18 protein-coding genes are annotated in these 19,148 nt (G+C 65.2%); 5 read left to right on the top strand and 13 right to left on the bottom strand.

Annotation, left to right across the window (positions count from 1 at the left end):
• Positions 1–34 precede the first annotated feature (34 nt).
• The gene (locus tag WKW82_RS19910) at positions 35–1,372 is read left to right on the top strand and encodes a tetratricopeptide repeat protein (protein WP_340344069.1); all 1,338 of its coding nucleotides are present in this window, start codon (positions 35–37) and stop codon (positions 1,370–1,372) included.
• A 77-nt stretch (positions 1,373–1,449) separates the two neighbouring features.
• On the top strand, positions 1,450–1,623 hold the full coding sequence (locus tag WKW82_RS19905; protein ID WP_340344068.1) for a hypothetical protein: 174 nt from the start codon (positions 1,450–1,452) through the stop codon (positions 1,621–1,623).
• 33 nt (positions 1,624–1,656) lie between these two features.
• Here the strand turns inward: WKW82_RS19905 and WKW82_RS19900 are convergent, their stop codons facing one another.
• From WKW82_RS19900 to WKW82_RS19880, 5 genes are all read right to left on the bottom strand, one after another.
• The gene (locus WKW82_RS19900; RefSeq protein ID WP_340344067.1) at positions 1,657–2,928 is read right to left on the bottom strand and encodes an MFS transporter; all 1,272 of its coding nucleotides are present in this window, start codon (positions 2,926–2,928) and stop codon (positions 1,657–1,659) included.
• Between the two features lie 629 nt (positions 2,929–3,557).
• Complete coding sequence (locus tag WKW82_RS19895; RefSeq protein ID WP_340344066.1) at positions 3,558–4,964, bottom strand: aldehyde dehydrogenase family protein; 1,407 nt, start codon at positions 4,962–4,964, stop codon at positions 3,558–3,560.
• 58 nt (positions 4,965–5,022) lie between these two features.
• Entirely contained in the window at positions 5,023–6,504 is a 1,482-nt protein-coding gene (locus WKW82_RS19890; protein ID WP_422823539.1) for an amidase, read from the bottom strand.
• A 129-nt stretch (positions 6,505–6,633) separates the two neighbouring features.
• Positions 6,634–8,964, bottom strand: coding sequence for a primary-amine oxidase (gene tynA, locus WKW82_RS19885; RefSeq protein ID WP_340344065.1), 2,331 nt, complete (start codon positions 8,962–8,964; stop codon positions 6,634–6,636).
• Between the two features lie 314 nt (positions 8,965–9,278).
• Complete coding sequence (locus WKW82_RS19880; protein ID WP_340344064.1) at positions 9,279–10,304, bottom strand: helix-turn-helix domain-containing protein; 1,026 nt, start codon at positions 10,302–10,304, stop codon at positions 9,279–9,281.
• A 149-nt stretch (positions 10,305–10,453) separates the two neighbouring features.
• Here WKW82_RS19880 and WKW82_RS19875 point away from each other — a divergent pair, with 149 nt between their 5' ends.
• Entirely contained in the window at positions 10,454–10,882 is a 429-nt protein-coding gene (locus WKW82_RS19875; protein ID WP_340344063.1) for a hypothetical protein, read from the top strand.
• Positions 10,883–10,960: 78 nt separating this feature from the next.
• On the opposite strand, the gene WKW82_RS19870 is transcribed toward WKW82_RS19875, so the two are convergent.
• A complete protein-coding gene (locus WKW82_RS19870) occupies positions 10,961–11,650 on the bottom strand; it encodes a Crp/Fnr family transcriptional regulator (RefSeq protein ID WP_340344062.1) in 690 nt (229 codons plus the stop codon).
• Between the two features lie 20 nt (positions 11,651–11,670).
• Here WKW82_RS19870 and WKW82_RS19865 point away from each other — a divergent pair, with 20 nt between their 5' ends.
• Positions 11,671–11,832: a hypothetical protein gene (locus WKW82_RS19865; protein WP_340344061.1), complete on the top strand. Its 162-nt coding sequence runs from the start codon at positions 11,671–11,673 to the stop codon at positions 11,830–11,832.
• 250 nt (positions 11,833–12,082) lie between these two features.
• Here WKW82_RS19865 and paaK read toward each other — a convergent pair whose 3' ends face one another.
• From paaK to paaA, 6 genes are all read right to left on the bottom strand, one after another.
• Positions 12,083–13,402, bottom strand: a complete 1,320-nt coding sequence (gene paaK / locus WKW82_RS19860; RefSeq protein WP_340344060.1) for a phenylacetate--CoA ligase PaaK — start codon at positions 13,400–13,402, stop codon at positions 12,083–12,085.
• Positions 13,403–13,674: 272 nt separating this feature from the next.
• Entirely contained in the window at positions 13,675–14,766 is a 1,092-nt protein-coding gene (gene paaE / locus WKW82_RS19855; protein ID WP_340344059.1) for a 1,2-phenylacetyl-CoA epoxidase subunit PaaE, read from the bottom strand.
• A gap of 2 nt (positions 14,767–14,768) precedes the next feature.
• Positions 14,769–15,299, bottom strand: a complete 531-nt coding sequence (gene paaD, locus WKW82_RS19850; protein WP_340344058.1) for a 1,2-phenylacetyl-CoA epoxidase subunit PaaD — start codon at positions 15,297–15,299, stop codon at positions 14,769–14,771.
• Positions 15,296–16,045 (bottom strand): 1,2-phenylacetyl-CoA epoxidase subunit PaaC, encoded by a 750-nt coding sequence (paaC, locus tag WKW82_RS19845; protein ID WP_340344057.1) that lies wholly within the window; start codon positions 16,043–16,045, stop codon positions 15,296–15,298. Before paaC ends, paaD begins: the two co-directional genes overlap by 4 nt.
• A gap of 10 nt (positions 16,046–16,055) precedes the next feature.
• The gene (paaB, locus tag WKW82_RS19840) at positions 16,056–16,358 is read right to left on the bottom strand and encodes a 1,2-phenylacetyl-CoA epoxidase subunit PaaB (RefSeq protein WP_218510330.1); all 303 of its coding nucleotides are present in this window, start codon (positions 16,356–16,358) and stop codon (positions 16,056–16,058) included.
• 1 nt (position 16,359) lies between these two features.
• A complete protein-coding gene (gene paaA, locus WKW82_RS19835; RefSeq protein WP_340344056.1) occupies positions 16,360–17,355 on the bottom strand; it encodes a 1,2-phenylacetyl-CoA epoxidase subunit PaaA in 996 nt (331 codons plus the stop codon).
• Between the two features lie 116 nt (positions 17,356–17,471).
• Here paaA and paaX point away from each other — a divergent pair, with 116 nt between their 5' ends.
• Positions 17,472–18,395: a phenylacetic acid degradation operon negative regulatory protein PaaX gene (gene paaX, locus WKW82_RS19830; protein WP_340344055.1), complete on the top strand. Its 924-nt coding sequence runs from the start codon at positions 17,472–17,474 to the stop codon at positions 18,393–18,395.
• Here the strand turns inward: paaX and WKW82_RS19825 are convergent.
• Complete coding sequence (locus WKW82_RS19825; protein ID WP_340344054.1) at positions 18,370–19,077, bottom strand: histidine phosphatase family protein; 708 nt, start codon at positions 19,075–19,077, stop codon at positions 18,370–18,372. The genes paaX and WKW82_RS19825 overlap by 26 nt on opposite strands.
• Positions 19,078–19,148 lie beyond the last annotated feature (71 nt).

Genomic DNA, 19,148 nt, shown 5'->3' with positions numbered 1-19,148 from the left:
AGGCTCGCACCGAGCGCGGCGGCACAATGCGCCGATGCACACCGACAGCCTCGGCAACCCCGTCAGCGTGAGCGACGCCGCAAGCGTGCGGGCGGTCGACGATTTCGTCATGGGCTTCATCTCCTGCGAGGCGCGGGCAGTCAACGTGTTGTCGGTTGCGCAGGACACCAGTCCAATCGTGCAGGCGTACTGCGCGGCGCTGCACATGTTCGCCGAGTCGCGCGATGCCGTGGGCCATGCGCGGCCCTTCATCGCGCGCGCGCAGTCCGGCGTCACTCGGGCCACGCCGCGTGAACGGCGCTTCATCGCGGCGGTGGCCGCGTGGGTGGCGGGCGACATTGCGCAGGCAATACGGCTGCACGAGGAACAGGCACGCGAGTTTCCGCGCGACCTGGCCTCGCTCAAGCTGGGCCAGTACCACTGCTTCAATGTCGGCGACTGCCCGGGCATGCTGCGCATCGCATTGGCCACCTTGCAGTCATCCGCCGACGTGCCGTACGTGCACGGCATGGCCGCGTTCGGCTACGAACAATGCCACCTGATGCGCGAGGCCGAAGCCAGCGCCCGCCGCGCCATCGCGCTGTGCCGCAAGGAGCCGTGGGCCCATCACGCGCTGGGCCATGTGATGCTGACCGAAGGCCGGCTTTCTGAAGGCCTGGGCTTCATGCATGACGTCAGCGACAGCTGGACCGGCCTGAACTCCTTCATGGTCACGCACAACTGGTGGCATATCGCGCTGTTCCTCATCGACCTGGGGCGAGATACCGAGGCGCTGGCCGTGTATGACGAGCAGGTCTGGGGCGTGGTCAAGGCCTATTCGCAGGACCAGATCGGCGCGGCCTCGCTGCTGGCGCGCTTCGAACTGGCCGGCATCGACGTCGGGGATCGCTGGCAAGACCTGGCCGATCACCTGTTGCTGCGCACCGGGGATCACGTCCTGCCCTTTCTCGACCTGCAATACCTCTATGGCCTCGCGCGCGCGGGACGGCCCGAGGCCGACACGTTGCTGCACAACATCGACGCCTATGCCACGCGCGCGCCAAGCTCGACCCGCGCCGCATGGGAGCGTGTGTGCGTGCCGGCCGCGCACGGGCTGCGTGCTCATGCGCGCGGCGACCATGAGGGCGCCCTCGAAGGGCTGGGGCTCGCCCTGCCCCGGTTGATCGAGATCGGCGGCAGCCATGCCCAGCGCGACCTGTTCGAGCAGGTGTACCTCGACGCACTGGTGCGCAGCGGCACCGAAGTGGCGTTGACCGGTGCCCAAGGCGTGCTGCAACGGCAACTGAACGGGCAGCCGGAATCGCTGCGCCTGCGTCGGCAGGCCGATGCGGTCTACAAGGCCTTGGGCCTGTCCGGCGTCAGTGCAGGCTGACGACCCTTGAAGCGTTCCGCCGAGGCGCCGTCCTTGTGAACGGACGCAGGCTGGGCCTCCACTATCAGGAGACCGCCATGACCGCCAGCGAATCATCACGCACCAAGCCGGGCGACAACGAAGAACCGGAACTCACCCAGGAGGAATCGATCCCCTCCGACGGCAAGGACGTCGAAGGCGAAGAGATGATGAAGCAGGTGCGCAACAAGAAGCTCGCACAGCCGGACGAACCTGCCGACAAGGCGGGCTGACCGCCTCGTCCGGCACCCGCCTGCTCCGCGACGTCAATGCGCCGCCGCAGCGTTCCTCTTCTTCGAGCCCACCGCCGCGACAAGCAGCGAGCCGCAAACGAAATAGACGCACATCACGACATACATGCTGGCATTGGGACTGCCCGTCGACTTCACGATGGCCGCGTTGATCGAGGGGAAGACAGCCGGGCCCAGTGCGCCCAGGCTGCTGATGAAGGCAATGCCGCCGGCCGCCGCGGACTTCGGCAGGTACTCGGTCACTGCCGTCCAGAACAACGGCGTGGCGCTGGTCATGCCGGCCGTCGCAATCGAGAGCGCCGCAAGCGAGGCCCAGATGCTGCCCGTGGTGAGGGTCGTGATGCCCAGGCCCATGGCGATCACGATGCAGCACGCCATGTAGTGCATGCGACGTTCGCGCGTCCGGTCCGAGTGGCGACCGACCACGACCATGGCGATCACGCCGAAGAAGTTCGGGATGGCCGCCAGCAGGCCGACCACGAACAGGTCCTTCACACCCCAGCTCTGGATCAGCGTCGGCAGCCAGAAGACGATCGTGTAGGCGCTGCCCAGCAGCATGAAGTACGAGGCGGCAAAGACATAGACGCGCGGGTCGCGCAGCACCGCGCCCAGCGAATGACCGGCATTGGCGCTCTTGTCCGTGTCGGTCTCCAGGTTGTAGCGCAGCAGGTTCTTCTCGGCGCCGGTCAGCCACTTGGCCTGCTCCGGCTTGTCGTCGAGCCACCAGTACAAGGCGATGCCCAGGAACGCGGCCGGCAAGCCCTGGACCAGGAACATCCATTGCCAGCCGTGCCAGCCATTGAGGCCGTCCATGTACTTGAGCGTCGCGCCGGAGATCGGCCCGGCCACCACGCTGATGAGCGCCGTCGCGGACATGAAGATCGCGATCACCTGCCCTCGCCGCACCGACGGATACCAGAAGGTGAAGTACAGGATCACGCCCGGGAAGAAGCCCGCTTCGCATGCACCGAGGACGAAGCGGATGATGTAGAACTCGATCGGCGTGGTGACGAACATCATGCCCGCCGCCGCCAGTCCCCAGAGCACCATGATGCGAAGCATCGTCTTGCGCGCCCCGATCTTCACGAGGATCAGGTTGCTGGGCACCTCGAAGATCAGGTAGCCGAAGAAGAACATCCCCGCGCCCAGCGCGTAGACCTCGTTGCTCCAGGGCAGCGTCTCCTTCATGCCCAGTTGGGCATAGCCGACGTTGACCCGGTCGAGGTACGCGATCATGTAGGAGACCAGCAGGATCGGCAGCAATCGCCATCCCACCTTCTTGTACACAGCCTCCACTCTTCCAAGCTCGGCCGCCGTTGGGGGGCTCGCCGGTGCCACTGTCGCACTTGAGTTCACTCGATGTCTCCTTGAGTTTGTGCCGCCCCTCGGCGGTCGTTTCATGAGGACGCCGAAAGGCGCCCGGGATTGGTGTTGCTGGTGGGCCGCGGGATGGCGGCCGCCGCTCATGCGCGGGCGCAGGGCAGCCCAGGTCGCTCGTTGGCGAGCGACCGAGGCGACTCCATCAACGGAGTCCGGAATGCGTGGGGAAGGGAATCGCGCCTATGCCAGCGGGGCACGTCGCCCTTGCGGCGACCTGGCGGATCCCAATGGACAACAGGGGAACAGGCTGTGGGCCTGGGGTTTGTTCATGGCCCCGATGGAGGCCGAACACGGGTTGCGATGCTCAGCATGGATGCGGACTGCGCGGCCTTGTGGCAAGACTCGCAGTCCCCGTGACGCATCGCCCACGAATTGCACGTACATGTCTGTCTCCCAGTCTTGTTCTTGTTCTGACCGAGCCATCGCGCGACCGCACGACGGTTGGCAGGGATCCGCGTGGCCTCGCGCAAACCTGGACGCGTGCGTGGCATGCGCGAGGCCGGCAAGGGCCCTGGGGGCTGCCCAGGGCCATCGCATCAGCTGAAGATCACCTGGCCGTCGGTGTATTCCTTCATACCGTCTTCCGTGAACTCGAAGCCCAGGCCCGACAGCTTGTGGCCGCCGAAGGGCGCGTTGGGCTGGATGGCGCCGTGCTTGTTGATCCACACCGAGCCGGTTTCCATGCGCAGCGCGATGCGCTTGGCATGCTCGATGTCGCTCGACCACACGGAGCCGCCGAGGCCGTTCTGGCTGTCGTTGGCGGCGCGCACGGCCTCGTTGACGTCGGAGTAGCGGATGACGGGCAGTGCGGGACCGAACTGCTCGGTGTCGACCAGCGAATCGCCGTTCTTGAGACCGGCAATGATCGTTGCCGGGAAGAACAGTCCATCGCCCGGCTCGCCGCCGATCAGGACTTCGCCCTTCTTCTTCGCATCGGCCACCAGGCGCGAGACGATGTCGAACTGCGGGCGGTTCTGGACCGGGCCCAGCATGCTGGTCTCGTCCATGCCGTCGCCCATCTTCACGTTCTTCGCGTAGGCCACCAGGTGCTCGCAGACGTCGTCATGAATGCTGTCGTGCACATACAGGCGCTTCATCGCGGCGCAGGTCTGGCCGTTGTTGATGAAGCCGCCCCAGAACAGGCCTTCCGCAATGGCCTTGGGGTTCGCGTCAGGCAACACGATGCCGGCATCGTTGCCGCCCAGTTCCAGCGTGAGGCGCTTGAGCGTTTCCGCGGCCGATGCCATGACGCGCTTGCCGGTGTTGGTGGAGCCGGTGAAGACGATCTTGCGGATCAGCGGGTGCGACGACATCTGGGCGCCGAGGTTGGACGTCTTGTCATCGCAGCTCACGCAGTTGAGCACGCCCGGCGGCAGCACTTCGTTGAGCAACTCGACCATGCGCAGCGTGGCCAGCGGCGTGTAGGGCGAGGGCTTCATGACCACCGTGTTGCCGGTGCGCAGCGCGGGCAGCACATGCCACACGGCGATCATCACCGGGTAGTTCCACGGCGTGATGGACCCGACCACACCCAGTGGCTTGCGATGCAGTTCGACGCGGCCTTGCTCGTTGTCCTGCAGCACCTTCACCGGCAGCGTCAGGCCGGCGGTGTAGCCGGCCCACATGCCGGCACCGCCGAGCTCGAAGCGCGAACCCATGCCGTTCAGCGGCTTGCCCTGCTCTTGCGTGAGCAGCGTGGCCAGTTCCTCGGCGTGCGCGCTGAGCTTGTTGGTGACCGCGACGCAGGCCTCGGCCAGTTCGGCGTCGGATTTTTGCGACCAGCTCTGGAAGGCGGCATGCGCGGCGTTGACGGCGGCTTCCAGGTCGGCGGTGGTGCCGTTGGGTGCGGTGCCGACCACCTGGCCGGTCGAAGGGTTGAGGATCTCGAAAGTGCCGGAGCCGGTGACAGCGCGGCCGTTGATGGTCATATGGGCTTGATGCATGAATGTCTCTCTATCAATATTTGTGAATGAAATGCCTGACGCTGGGAGAACCCCCCATTCAACCCAGCAGCGGACTGCGCCGTGAGGTGTAGCCGCTCGCTTGATCATACGCATGCCCGACCTGCAGCACGGCGAGGTCGGCCTGCGCGCGGCCCATGACTTGCAGGCCCATGGGCAGTCCGTTCGCACCGAAGCCCGCGGGCACGTTGAGCACCGGAAGACCCGCGAGCGTGCCGCCCACCACCACTTCCATCCAGCGGTTGTAGGTGTCCATGGGCTTGCCGTTGATGCTCTTGGGCCAGTCCAGCTTGGCGTCGAAAGGGAACACCTGCGCAGAAGGCAGCACGAGGTAGTCGTAGGTCTTGAACAGGTTGTTCAGGGCCTGGTACCAGGCGGAGCGATCGACGCTCGCCTTGAACACGTCCGCCCCTGAAAGCTTCAGGCCGTTCTCGACTTCCCACACGGCCTCGGGCTTCATCATGGCGCGCAGCTTGGGGTCAACATACAAGCCGCCGGCCACGCCCGCGATGACGAAGCCGCGCATCGCGAGCCAGGTGTTCCAGAGCTTCTCCATCGAGAACTCGGGTTGCACCGCCTCGACCTTGCAGCCGATGGCCTCGAAGTTCTTCAGCGCCTTGGTGCAGATGTCCATGACGCCGGCCTCCATCGGCAGGTAGCCGTTGAAGTCGCCGAGCCAGCCGATGCGCGCGCCCTTGAAGTCCTTCTGCAAGGGCTTGGCGAACACCGCCGGGTCTTCGTCGATGGACAGCGGCGTGCGCGCATCGAAGCCTGCTTGTACCGACAGCATCATGGCCAGGTCGGCCACGTTGCGCGCCATCGGCCCTTCATAGCCCAGTTGTTGCAGGAAGACTTCGCTGGTCGGACCGAAGGGCACGCGGCCGAAAGACGGACGGAAGCCGTAGACGTTGTTCCATGCGGCCGGATTGCGCAGCGAACCCATCATGTCGCTGCCATCGGCCACGGGCAGCATGTTCAATGCGAGCGCCACCGCCGCGCCGCCGCTGCTGCCGCCGGCACTCTTCGTGGTGTCGTAGGCATTGAGCGTGGTGCCGAACACCGTGTTGTAGGTGTGCGAACCGAGGCCGAACTCCGGCGTGTTGGTCTTGCCGATCAGCACGGCGCCGGCCTTGCGGGCCCGCTCCACGATGATCGAGTCGGCCTTGGGCACGTTGTTCTTCAGGATCGGCGAGCCTTGCGTCGTGGTGATGCCAGCCGTGTTGGTCAGGTCCTTCGGCGCTTGCGGGAAGCCATGCATCCAGCCGACCTTCTGGCCGGCCTTGGTGGCGCTGGCCAGTTGCGCATCGCGCTCGGTGGCCTGCGCCAGCAGGCCATCGCGTGCCTGCAGCGAAACGATCGCGTTGACCTTCGGATTGAAGCGATCGATCTGCGACAGGTAGGCCGTCATGACCTCCACGCACGACACGCTGCGCGACTGGATGGCCTGCGACAGCTGGATCGCCGTCCATCCGGTGATCTCGCCGGCACCCTTGGCCGCGGCGTGCGCGGATTGCGCCATCATGCTCAAGGGTGCGGCAAGGGCGGCCGCTCCCAGCTTGAGAAAGTCGCGGCGCTGGGTGCCGCCGGTGGTTGAGCTGCTACGGCACTTTGCGTGCTCTGTATGGTCTTGCATCCTTGGGTCCTCGTAGGTTTACTTGGCCTTGGCCGCGGGCGCGTTCAGCCCCAGCGTCGGCGTCTCATCGAAGAAGTTCCACGGCTTGAGCAGCACGTTGACCCACTCCGTCGGCATGATCGGCCACTCCTCGGCACGTGCCACGTGGGTGGTGCCGGTGGTCAGCCAGACCACGTTGTCTGTGTTCTCGATGGGCTGGTCGTCGGCGACGAATGCACCCAGGCCGGTGTCCTTGTTGGAACGGTTGGGGTACTTGCCTTCAGGGAACAATTCATCGGCGTTGTAGCGGGTGACCCAGAGCTGGCGGTCCATGAAGCTCAGGCGGTGGTTGATCCACTCGTCCTTCGCAAAGTTGGCACCCTTGGCGATCGGGTGCGTGCCGCCGGCATAGGGGATCAGCTGGTAGGACACGGGGTTGCCCACCTTGTTGCTGCGCGAGGGATTGCTCAGCAGGCGGATCGTCGCCGCATCGAACTTCTGCGCCGCCTTCTGCTCGGTCGCCACCGTGCGCGTGACCGTCTCCATGGCGCTGGTGCGCGGGCCGCCACGCACGTTCGGAACGACCACCGGGTCGACTTCGGTCAGCGAGTTCTTCTCGCCGTCGACGTCCATGTCGAGCCGGAAGTTGTAGATGTGCTGGTGCGTGGTGCCGACGATGTTGTGGTCGAGCAAGGTGCCGTAGCGCGTGTCTTCCGCCGCCGTCGCGTCCTGCATGGTGCGCGACTTCACGCCCTTGACCGCCTCGATGCCGGTGGCGCCGGCATTGATGCCGATGGTGCCGTTCTCGGCGAAGACCCAGTCGAAGATGTAGTCGTAGTTGCCGACCGTGCTGATCCAGCGCACCACCAGCTCGCGACGCTCGGTGCTGATGTTGTACTTGCCCATCTCGTTGTGCTTGTACTCGGGGCCGGCGTAGCGCTCGAACACGGCCATCGCGTTCGGGATCTTGTAGGGCTTGCCGGTGAAGTCGGCCAGCGTGGCATCGAGCAGCACGGCGTTCATCGGCGCGTCCTTGCCGGCCACGATGGACGAGGTCAGCGTGCCCATGCCGTACTCGCCCGAGTCGAGGTAGGCCTTGAAGTACCAGCCGGTATCAGGATCGCCGTAGGGCACGATCATCCCGCCCAGCGAGCCCTCGTACATGATCTTGCGTTTGGTGCCCTTGTCGTTGTAGGTCACGGTCTGCAGCGTCAGCCCCACGCGCGAGTCGAGCCGCATGTGGAAGTCCCAGTTGCGCCAGTGCAGCGTGTTGCCGGTGATCGTGTAGTTCTTGCCTTCGGGCTCGGTGATGTCCAGCGGCTTGGGTGCGGGCGTGAGGGTGCGATCACGGCCGTCATAGGGCGTGGCCTTCATCGGCACGGGCACCACGCCCGAATCCTCGATCTTGATGACCTTTTTCAGTTCCAGGTCGACCACCGCCACCAGGTTCTCGATGGGGTGGGCCCAGGTGTTGCCATCGCCGACGTCCGCATAGCTGACAACCTTCAGGAGACGGTCTTCCTGCTTCAGGCCATCCTTGCCGTCGAAGTAGCCGACGGTCAGCGGCGTGGCATAGACCTTCTTGACGTCGTTGATGCCGCGCTTGGCGAGCGCCTGCGCGTATTCGGTGCTGGACTCGATGATCTTCTGCACCGACTCGAAGTCGTCCAGCAGCACCATGGCATGCGCGCCTTCGATGGGCTTCCAGTTCGTGACGCTGCGCGCGGCCAGGTCCACCGTGGCTTCGATGACCTTCTTGCCGTCGACGATGACGACGTTGGACTGGCGCGGCGCCTGTACCGGCTGGCCACCGAGCGCGTAGGCCCAGACCTGGTCCTTGGGCGGCGTCTTCACGGTGATCTCGGTGAAGCGGTAGCCCGGCTGGTACTTGCCCGAGGCCTTCAGCACGTCGACGGTGGCGTTGATCTCGGCCTCGGTCAGCGGATTGAGCGGGCTGGCTTTGCGCTCGATGACGAAGGTCTTGTCCAGGTTCGACTGGAACACCTGGTTGATGAAGTCGCGCGACACGTAGGGCGCGCCCTTGCGCATCACCACCGGCACATCGAGTTGCATCGGCTGACCGTTGATCAGCGCCTCACGCGAGCCGGGCTTGACGCGCACCAGCGTGCCGTTGCGGTTGATGGTGTAGACGTTGGAGAAGCGGTCGAAGCGCACGCTGGCGCCGAAGTCTTCCAGCGTCTTGGTCATCGGAACCATGTGGGCCGCGCCGCCGTGGGCCATCGCGGGCGCGGACCACAAGGCGGCCGCGCCGATAGCGCAAGCGCCGAAGGCCAGGGCGAGTGCCCGTCCGATCGGCCGCAGCCGCGGGCCGGTCGTGCGCAGTGCGAATGAAGTGGATACGGTTTGCATGGTGGATTCCTGGTCGTCGTCGGTCGGAGTGACAGCGCGACGAAGGTTAGGGCCGCGGGGGGCCGCGGCGTTATCCACTTTTGGCAAGCCGGCCGGGAGGGATTACCCGTATCCGCCAGCCAGCAAAGCCGAGAAGGTGTGAAGATTTCGTAGCGAGGGCGCCTGCCGGGAGGCCGGTTCGCGGAGCGGAACCGCACTCGCGTGCGGTGACAACGAAGTTGCGGCAGGCTGACAATTGCGCGAAGCGCTTGTCATGCCGGAGCCAACACCGCAGGCCCGAGATCGGCGTCCGCAGTAGAAAGATTCGCACCTTCTCAGTGACGCCGCATGGACTCCGGCTGCACGTGCGATGTGAAGCGCATGCGGGTGGCGGACGGCAGTTCACCGAACAACTCGCGGTATTCCGCCGCAAAGCGCGACGGATGCCAGAAGCCCCAGCGTGCCGCCACGTCGCCGACCGTGTCGGCCTGCCGCGACTGGAGTTCGCTGCGCACCCGGTTGAGCCGCATCACGCGCAGGTAGGTCACGGGGCTCAGTTGCACCACGTTCTCGAAGGCGTACTGCAGGGCACGACGCGACGCGCCCGTGGCCAGGCACAGGTCCGGCACCGAGATGGGCTCGTCCGCATGGCTGCGCATGTACTCCCGCGCGGTCGCCACGATCTGCCGGCGCGCAGCGGCGCCGGGCAGCAGGCCCGACTCGATGCAATCCGGCGCGATGCTGTCGAGCACCGCGTCGGTGAGCGACTCGGCCAGCCGGTTGCGCACGGCCGCATCGGCCAGCGCCGCGGGCCGGTCGCGCACCAGCGACATGGCGCTGTCGACCAGCGACGACAAGGCGTCCCGATGGAAAGTCGACCGGGCGATCAGCGAAGGCCCCGGCAAGCTCAACGGCAGCTCCCGCCCATGCAGGATGGCCGCGCGCTTGACCAGTTCCGCCGTGTCGACGCAGACCCCTACCAGCGCCATGCCGGCGCCCGCGACAAGTTCGAATTCAAGTTCCGAGCTGATGGCAAAGACGCCGCCCCCACCGATCTGATGCCCGCAATACCAGCCTGCCACCTGGCTGGCCTCGGCCAGCGCCACGGAGACGGTGTTTGCCCGGGGACGCCCGCCCTGCAGCACGGCCTGGTTCGATTGCTCACGGAAGATCTGCACCGGTCCGATATGGAACTCCTCCAGGCAGCCCTCGTAGCGTCCGGCGGACAGCTGTTCGTAGTTCTGGTCCCAGGCGCTCAGGCTGGCGGCGTGCTCCCCGGCGTCGCGCGTCAAGGTCCTGTCATAGCGGATCGTGGCGGCTTGGGCCGGAGCATCGGCGGCATGCAATGGCTGCGCGGGCATTGTTCTCGTCTCCAGTTCTCTCTGGGGTGGATGCTAGGACACCCAAAGTACTCACACAACCCGCACCTGTGCATCACTTTCGACAGGATGGGATTCGATGCGGATGGAATCCGGATTGACCCTTGGTTCCCTGGAACACATGAATTTCCTTGACTGAAATCAAGGTTCTTGAAGTTGCCCTCGTCCAGCGTCTCAAACGAAATCATTCATCCTTAGGATCACGCCCGGTCACCGGAATGTCTGGTCGACCGTTCAATAAAACCAATATCAAGGAGCACAAGATGACTGTGATGTTCACCCGTATCGGCACCCCGCACGCTGGCCACCAGCAGGACGCCCTGGTCTACGCCAAGAAGCGCTGCGAAGCCGTCAACCAAGTCTATGCACTGCACGCACAGGTATACGCCCGCTTCGGCGGCCCCGCCGGCCAGGTGGTCATGCTGGAAACCTTCGAGAACATGGCAGCACTCGAAAAGCTGAAGATGGCCACGATGGACCCGGCCAACAACGCCAAGATTCCTGCCGCTCCGGAAGGCGTGTTCCAGTCGGTGGAAGAGCACATCTGGATCAAGCTGTGATCTGACCCGCTTTACCAAGAAGAACGAACCCTTCTCAAAAGGGTCTTCCGATCGGCAGTTCGATGATTCGACTGCCGATTATTTTTTGTCCGTCGCATGCTGGCTCAACCTGCGCACATCCAGGATGGTCACGCAATTGCCCTGCAGCTCGATCAGCCCCAGCTTGCAGAACTCCCGGAAGTAGCGCGACAGGGTCTCCGGCGTGAGGTTCAACTGCGCGGCCATCAGGTGCTTGTGCAACGACAGCTGGACGCGGCTCACCTCGCCGGCATCGGGCGGCACCAGCCGCAGCAGGTAGCTCGCGAGCCTCGCACCCGGCGGGTGCATGAAGAACTCCTCGATGTCCACCGCCGCCTGGTGCAATCGGCCCGCCAGGCTGCAAAGCAGGCGCAAGGTCAACTGCGGGTCGGCCTGCAGCAGCGCCAGCACAGTGGCCTTGGGCACGAAGATCAGCGCCGTGTCTTCGAGCGCGATGGTCGTGGTGTTGTGCGCCAGGTCCTTCAGCAGCGTGGCGTCGCCAAAGCCGCCACCCGTTTCGATCACCCGCAGCGGCTTCTCGACGCCCTGGCTCGAGAACAGCGACTGGCGCACGCGGCCATAGGCGATGACATAGCTGCCGCAGGAAGGCTCCCCCTTGCGGAAAATGACCTCCCGCTTCTGCACGCGGATCACGCGCGACTCGCGAGCCAGCCTGGTGAGCACCTCTTCATCCAGCCCCTGGAAGAAAGGCAGGTTCTGGATCAGGCGCGCGATCTGCGCAGTCTGCATGTTGGGAATCAAAGTGGGAAGTGCGCAACCGCAACCGCATCGGCATCGGCATCGGCATCGGCATCGGCATCGGCATCGGCATCGGACGCTCGCACGCTGCAGCGTGCGCTCGCTCGAATCGATGCGGGCCATCGCCGCGCGGGGAGCAGCGGGAGGAGGCAGCGATCAGGCCGGAAGAATGAATCGAGTCCGCGACTTGCAGACCGGGATGCGTGCCTGCCCAGTGCCCGGCTTCGAAGGACATGCGGACCAATCCGCGGCGATGGATACCCAGTTCATTCTTGTGCCTCCTTGATGGCTCGCCGCCTTGATGACGGTCGCTTGCGACCGCGCAATTTACCAACCATCGGGCGCACGATTCCTGCAAGTTGCGTGGCGCCCGCGTGCCATTGAAGGGTGACACGGGCGCGCGGAGGCACGCTGTTGCAGCAATCAGGCGCGCGGGCGGTTGTCTATCACGCGACGCGCCTTGCCGGTCGAGGTGCGTTCGATCGACTCGGGCGCCTGCACCGTCACGCGGGTGCTGATGCCGACCATGGTCTTGATGCGCTGCTGCAGCCAGCGGGCGGTGTCCGCCACTTCGCTGGACGGCATGTCGGCCGCACCCGGCTGCAGTTCGGCCAGCACCTCGACCTCGTCGAGCAAGCCCTGGCGCGTGACGATCATCTGGTAGAGCGAGGACAGCTTGCCGTGCTTGAGCACCAGTTCCTCGATCTGCGTCGGGAACACGTTCACGCCGCGGATGATGAGCATGTCGTCGGAGCGGCCGACGATCTTTCCGATGCGACGGAAGGCGCGCGAGGTCGGCGGCATCAGCCGTGTGAGATCGCGCGTGCGGTAGCGGATGACGGGGAAGGCTTCCTTGGTCAGCGAGGTGAAGACCAGTTCGCCCTCCTCGCCGTCGGCCACCACTTCGCCGGTCTCGGGGTTGATCACTTCGGGATAGAAATGATCTTCCCAGATGACCGGCCCGTCCTTCGACTCGACGCACTCGCTGGCCACGCCCGGGCCCATCACTTCGGAGAGCCCGTAGATGTCGACCGCATCGATGCCGGCCTGCGCCTCGATGTCGCTGCGCATGCTTTCGGTCCAGGGCTCGCCGCCGAAGATGCCGATCTTCAGCGAGGACTCGCGCGGGTCGATGCCCTGGCGCGCGAACTCCTCGAGGATCACCTGCATGTATGACGGCGTGACCATGATGATGCGCGGCTTGAAGTCCTGGATCAGCTGCACCTGCTTCTCGGTCTGGCCGCCGCCCATGGGGATGACGGTGCAACCCAACTTCTCGGCGCCGTAGTGCGCACCCAGTCCGCCGGTGAACAGGCCGTAGCCGTAGGAGATGTGCATCGCATCGCCCGCACGGCCGCCTGCGGCGCGGATGGACCGCGCCACCAGGGTGGCCCAGTTGTCGATGTCATTCTTCGTGTAGCCCACCACCGTGGGCTTACCGGTCGTGCCCGACGACGCGTGGATGCGCGAGACCTGGCTGCGCGGCACGGCGAAGAGGCCGAAGGGGTAGTTGTCGCGCAGGTCCTTCTTGGTGGTGAACGGAAACTTGGCCAGGTCGGCCAGCGTCTTCAGGTCATCGGGATGCACGCCCTTGGCATCGAAGGCCTGGCGATAGTGCGGCACGTTGTCGTAGACGTTCTGCAGCGTGGCCTTGAGGCGCTGGAGTTGCAGGGCGGCGATCTCGTCGCGGCTGGCGCGCTCGATGGGGTCGAGCAGATCGGTGGGGGTGGTGTGGACGGTCATTTTCTTGTCTCCTTGTCGAATGAATGTGTGGCAGCGTTTCGATTCAAATCAGTTGTTCACCAAGCAATCGCGTGAGTCGCGACGCATGAAACCAGGGCGGGTAGTGCCTCTTCGCGGGCACCCGCGGAACCGGCTCTGCCGGGCCGCTGGATGCGCCCCCTTGAGGGGCTGAGGACCGCGGCTCCAAGCCTGCCTGCGCAGGCTTGGACGGTCCGCAAGAGCAGCCGCCTCTGGCGGCCGTCCGTGGCACGAGTGGCGCTTCGGGGGTGGGCTCAGTTGTGCGCGTGCTCCTGGTCGAAGTCGATGACCAGCTTGTCGGTGACCGGATAGCTCTGGCAGCAGAGGACGAAGCCGCGCGCCACCTCGTAGTCTTCGAGCGCGAAGTTGATGTCCATGTCGACCTCGCCATGCAGCACCCTGGCGCGGCAGGTCGAGCACACGCCACCCTTGCACGAATACGGCATCTCCAGCCCGGCCTTGATGCCGGCGTCGACCAGGTTGTCGGTGTTCTTGCGCATGAAGAAGCTGCGCCGCGTGCCGTCGACGACGACTTCGACTTCGCACTGGTCGCTGCCTTCGGCGGGGGCACGCGTCACGCGGAGCTTGCCGTCCTTCGGCGCGGTGCCGAACAGTTCGACCTTGATGCGCGACTTGTCGACGCCATGGTCCTGCAGCGCTTGCGAGGTGGCCAGCATCATGTCTTCCGGACCGCAGATGAAGGCCGCGTCGATGCTGGCCGGGTCGATCCAATGCGTGAGCAGCTGGCTGCATTTCTCGTGATCGATGCGACCGTTGAACAGCGGGATGTCCTGCGACTCGCGGCTCATGATCCAGACCAGGTTGAAGCGGCCGAGGTAGGTGTCCTTCAGGTCCTCGAGTTCTTCCTTGAACATCACGCCGCTCGACGACCGGTTGCCGTAGACGAGCGTGACGCTGGTGTTCGGCTCGGCCAGCAAGGTGGTCTTGATGATCGACAGCACCGGCGTGATGCCGCTACCGGATGCGAAAGCCACGACATGGCGCTGCGCATCGGGTTGCAGTGCCATGTGGAACTGCCCCTGCGGCGGCATCACTTCGATGGCGCTGCCCGGGCGCAGGTTCTCCGCCGCCCAGTTCGAGAATGCGCCGCCGGACACGCGCTTGATCGCCACGCGCAGGCGCCGGTCCTGCACGGCCGAGCATATCGAATAGGAGCGACGCAGCTCTTCGCCATCAAGCAACGTGCGCAGCGTGAGGTACTGGCCCTGCACATACGAGAAGGTGTCGTCCAGGTGCTCGGGCACCGCGAAGGTCACCGCGACCGCGTCACGTGTCGCCTGCTCGACGTGGCTGACCTGAAGGGAATGGAATTGAGGTGCGGCCATGTTCAATGTGCCTTGAAGTAGTCGAAGGGTTCCAGGCAGTCGTTGCACTGGTAGAGCGCCTTGCAGGCGGTCGAGCCGAACTGCGACAGCAGACGTGTCTTGCGCGAGTTGCATTGCGGGCACGGCACCACGACGCGCTTGGCCAGTAAGGCAGTGATGTCGATGGCCTGCGTGCCATCCGACGCAGCGGCGCGATGCACCGGTGGCGCGATGCCATAAGCGCGCAATGCGTCGCGGCCCTTGGTGCTCATCCAGTCGGTGGTCCATGCGGGTGCGAGTTGCGTGCGGACCTTCACCTCATCGACGCCGTGCGACTGCACCGCATCGCGAATCGACTGCGCGATCACTTCGGTGGCCGGGCAGCCGGAGTAAGTCGGCGTCACCGTGACGACCAGCGCGTCGTCCGTCCACTCGACATCGCGGATCAGGCCGAGATCGACCACCGAGACCACGGGCACTTCCGGGTCCATCACTTCGCCCAGCCAGGCCAGCACGGTGTCACGCGACACCTGTGCGCTTGCAACGGCGCTCACCACTGCGCTCCCGGATAGGTGCGCTGCACGAACTGCAGATCGGTCAGCAGATGGCCGAGATGCTCCGTGTGTACGCCGCGCTTGCCGCCGCGCTGATGGCCGATGTAGCTCGGCATCTTCAGCGTGGCGCGGTCCAGCACGGCCTCGACACTGGCGCGCCACGGCGCAGCAAGCGAAGGCGCCGCAGGTGCCACGCCCGATGCCGCGCAGGCCTCGTCCACCGCATCCGACTCGAACCATTCGTTGGCATAAGGCCAGAGCAGTTCCACCGCGGCCTGCATGCGGGCATGGCTCTCCGGTGTGCCACGACCCAGCGCGACCATCAGCCCGGCGCTGCGCTCGAAGTGATAGCGCACCTCCTTCACCGACTTCTGCGCGATCTCGGCAATGCGCGCATCGCTAGACGTGCTCAGCCCGGCCAGCACATGCATGTGCCACGCATCGAACAGGAACTGACGGGCCACCGTGTTGCCGTAGTGGCCGTTGGGCTGCTCCACGATCAGCAGGTTGCGGAATTCGTTGCCGTCGCGGAAGTAGGCAAGCGCGTCTTCGTCGCGGCCCTTGCCTTCTTCCTCGCCCGCCAGCGTCAGCCACATGCGTGCCTGCCCCAGCAGGTCCAGCGCCACGTTGGTCAGCGCGAGGTCTTCCTCCAGTGCCGGCCCATGGCCGCACCAGGCCGCCAGTTGCTGCGACAGCACCAGGCAGTTGTCGCCCATGCGCAGCAGGTATTCGAGTTGGGTGTTCATGCGCCGCCAATCAAATGTGCTCGACGCCGTCAGGCATCGGGAAGAAGGTCGGGTGGCGGTATACCTTGCTCTGCGCCGCATCGAACAGCGCTTCCTTGTCGCCGGGGCTGCTGGCCAGCACGTCGGCCGCACGCACGACCCAGATGCTCACGCCTTCATTGCGCCGCGTGTAGACATCACGCGCATGCTGGACGGCGCTGGCGCCATCGACCGCATGCAAGCTGCCCACATGCTTGTGCGCGAGGCCGTGCTGGCTGCGAATGAAGATTTCCCACAGGGGCCATTCGCGTCGGGTCTTTTGTTCGGAGTTCATGTCATGCCGCCTTCAGTTCTTCGGTTTGTTCCTGCTGGTCCGCATAGGCCTGCATCGCCTCGCGGAACCATGCGCCTTCGTTCCATGCCTTGTTGCGCGCCGCCAGGCGCTCCTGGTTGCACGGGCCCTTGCCGCGCACCACGTTGAAGAAGTCTTCCCAGTCGATGGGGCCGTAGTCGTAGTGGCCGCGCTCCTCGTTCCACTTGAGGTCCGGGTCGGGGATCGTCAGGCCGAGGAACTCGGCTTGCGGCACGGTCTGGTCGATAAACTTCTGGCGCAGCGCATCGTTGGTCTGCGACTTGATCTTCCAGGCCATCGACTGCGCGCTGTTCACCGACTGGTCGTCGGCCGGGCCGTGCATCGCGATGGACGGCCACCACCAGCGGTTGAGCGCGTCCTGCGCCATCGCCTTCTGCGCCGCGGTACCGCGAGACAGCGTGTGCATGATCTCGAAGCCCTGGCGCTGGTGGAAGGATTCCTCCTTGCACACGCGCACCATCGCACGGGCATAGGGGCCATAGGAGCAGCGGCAGATCGGCACCTGGTTGACGATGGCCGAGCCATCTACCAGCCAGCCGATGGCGCCGATGTCGGCCCAGGTCAGCGTGGGGTAGTTGAAGATGCTCGAGTACTTGGCCTTGCCCGACAGCAGGTCGAGGTACGTATCGTCGCGCGTCACGCCGAGTGTCTCGACCGCGCTGTAGAGGTAGAGGCCGTGTCCCGCCTCGTCCTGCACCTTGGCCATCAGGATCGCCTTGCGTTGCAGCGTCGGTGCCCGCGAGATCCAGTTGGCCTCGGGCAGCATGCCGACGTATTCGGAATGCGCGTGCTGCGAGATCTGACGGATCAATGTCTTGCGATAACCCTCGGGCATCCAGTCCTTGGGTTCGACCTTGATGCTCGCGTTGATGCGCTCCTGAAACGCGCGCTCCTGCGGTGACATTTCATCCAGCGTCTTGACCGCCTGTGCACCCGTCTCGACGAGTTGTGCGTACATGCCTTTTGTCTCCATTCATCGTGTCGTCGAGGGTCGATCCCTCGAACTGAAACGAATGGTAGTGATACAAACGGACTCATACAATCGAAGCCTGTGTATCACTTCAGGAGCAAGACATGCCCGACGCAAAGCTCGAAGCACAGATTTCCCCTCGCGTCGCCAGGCTGCGCCGCGGGCTTGTCATGCGCTCCAACTCCGTGTTGATCACCATCTATGGCGATGCGATCGCGCCGCGCAAGCAGTCCGTCTGGCTGGGCAACCTGATCGACCTGGCGGAGCCTTTCGGCCTCTCGTCGCGGCTGGTGCGAACCAGTGCATTCCGCCTCACCGCGGACGACTGGTTCACCGCCACGCGCATCGGGCGGCGCAGCTACTACGGCCTGTCGGACATCGGCCTGCAGCGCGTGCGGCATGCGGACCGGCGCATCTACGAATTCAGCTTGCCCACGTGGGACGGCCGCTGGACGCTGGTGCTGCTGGAGAACGGCATGCGCGCCAGCATGCGCCAGCACCTGAAGCGCGAACTGCTGTGGGAGAGCTTCGGCCAGCTCTCGCCGGGCATCTTCGCGCACCCGCATGTGGACCATCAATCGCTGCAGGAAATCCTGCGGGCTGCCAAGGCGGAAGACCGCGTCGCCGTGCTGAGCGCGCAGAGCCTCGACGACTACGGCCGCAAGCCGCTCCAGGCCCTCATGCATGACACCTTCAAGCTCGCGAAAGTCGAACAGGCATGGCAGCAGTTCATCGCCCGCTTCGCGCCCGCCGAGGCGCTCCTGGAGTCATTGACCCAGGCCGAGGCCTTCTTCCTGCGCACCCTGCTGATCCACGAATACCGCCGCGTGCTGCTGCGCGACCCGAACCTGCCCGCCGCCCTGCTGCCCGTCGACTGGCCCGGCCTGCGCGCACGCGAACTGTGCGAGTTGCTCTACCGCGGACTGCTGGCCGGCAGCGAGCAGTTCCTGTGCGCCCAGCTGGAAACCACCGACGGCCCGCTGATCAGGACGCCGAAAGAGATCAGCCGGCGTTTGTCGAGGACTTGAGGCCAGGCACAGGCGCGAGGTGGCGCCGCTGGTCGTAGGTCGGCTGCGGCGGCAGGTCCTTCAGGTGCGCGGCATCGGCCCACTCGAGGATCTCGATGCGCGTCGGCTGCGACGCATCGGCCAGCCGGATGCGATTGACCCCGGCGTTCGGAATGTCGCTTTGCCGCGGCCCGCTCAGGCTCATCCCCTTGGCGGTACGCCAGACCATGTCCAGCACGCCGCCATGCGTCACGACCAGCACGTTCTGCCCAGCGTAGGTCGTCGCGATGCGGCCCAGCGCTGCCATGATCCGCGCATGGAACGCCAGCGCCGATTCGCCCTCAGGCATCGAGTTCTCCTCGCGGAATTCGAGCCACTGCTCCCAGGCACGCGGATGCAACGCGCGGATCTCGTCGGCGCGCAGCCCCTCGGCCACGCCGAAGTGTTGCTCGCGCAAGCCCACGGTGGTGACGATCGGTAGCTTGAGCTGCTGCGCCGCGGGCGTCGCCGTCTGCTGCGCGCGCATCAGGTCGCTGCTGATCACCTGCTGGATCGGCTCACCGGCCAGCCGCAGCCCGAGCCGGCGAGCTTGCTCGTGGCCCATGTCGTTGAGGGGCACGTCGACGTGCCCTTGAAAGCGCAGTTCGCGGTTCCAGTCGGTTTCGCCGTGACGGATCAGGATCAGGTTGGTAGAAATTTGCATAGTGGGTGCTCGCATTGTCCCATTCGCACGCTTCAATCTGGTGTCGATGCCAGAATCGTTGGCATCCTTGC

Origin of the sequence: Variovorax rhizosphaerae (genome assembly GCF_037889975.1) — a bacterium.
In the GTDB taxonomy this organism is placed as follows: domain Bacteria; phylum Pseudomonadota; class Gammaproteobacteria; order Burkholderiales; family Burkholderiaceae_C; genus Variovorax; species Variovorax rhizosphaerae.
This window is presented reverse-complemented; position numbering and strand designations above follow the sequence as displayed.

Bases quoted from the DNA above. Each gene is read 5' to 3' on its own strand.
- WKW82_RS19890 (WP_422823539.1), bottom strand. From the start codon at position 6,504: ATGATGGCGCAATCCGCGCACGCCGCGGCCAAGGGTGCCGGCGAGATC.
- paaK (WP_340344060.1), bottom strand. From the start codon at position 13,402: ATGACCGTCCACACCACCCCCACCGATCTGCTCGACCCCATCGAGCGC.
- WKW82_RS19870 (WP_340344062.1), bottom strand. From the start codon at position 11,650: ATGCAGACTGCGCAGATCGCGCGCCTGATCCAGAACCTGCCTTTCTTC.
- paaE (WP_340344059.1), bottom strand. From the start codon at position 14,766: ATGGCCGCACCTCAATTCCATTCCCTTCAGGTCAGCCACGTCGAGCAG.
- WKW82_RS19895 (WP_340344066.1), bottom strand. From the start codon at position 4,964: ATGCATCAAGCCCATATGACCATCAACGGCCGCGCTGTCACCGGCTCC.
- WKW82_RS19910 (WP_340344069.1), top strand. From the start codon at position 35: ATGCACACCGACAGCCTCGGCAACCCCGTCAGCGTGAGCGACGCCGCA.
- tynA (WP_340344065.1), bottom strand. From the start codon at position 8,964: ATGCAAACCGTATCCACTTCATTCGCACTGCGCACGACCGGCCCGCGG.
- paaX (WP_340344055.1), top strand. From the start codon at position 17,472: ATGCCCGACGCAAAGCTCGAAGCACAGATTTCCCCTCGCGTCGCCAGG.
- WKW82_RS19905 (WP_340344068.1), top strand. From the start codon at position 1,450: ATGACCGCCAGCGAATCATCACGCACCAAGCCGGGCGACAACGAAGAA.
- WKW82_RS19880 (WP_340344064.1), bottom strand. From the start codon at position 10,304: ATGCCCGCGCAGCCATTGCATGCCGCCGATGCTCCGGCCCAAGCCGCC.
- paaC (WP_340344057.1), bottom strand. From the start codon at position 16,045: ATGAACACCCAACTCGAATACCTGCTGCGCATGGGCGACAACTGCCTG.
- paaB (WP_218510330.1), bottom strand. From the start codon at position 16,358: ATGAACTCCGAACAAAAGACCCGACGCGAATGGCCCCTGTGGGAAATC.
- paaA (WP_340344056.1), bottom strand. From the start codon at position 17,355: ATGTACGCACAACTCGTCGAGACGGGTGCACAGGCGGTCAAGACGCTG.
- WKW82_RS19825 (WP_340344054.1), bottom strand. From the start codon at position 19,077: ATGCAAATTTCTACCAACCTGATCCTGATCCGTCACGGCGAAACCGAC.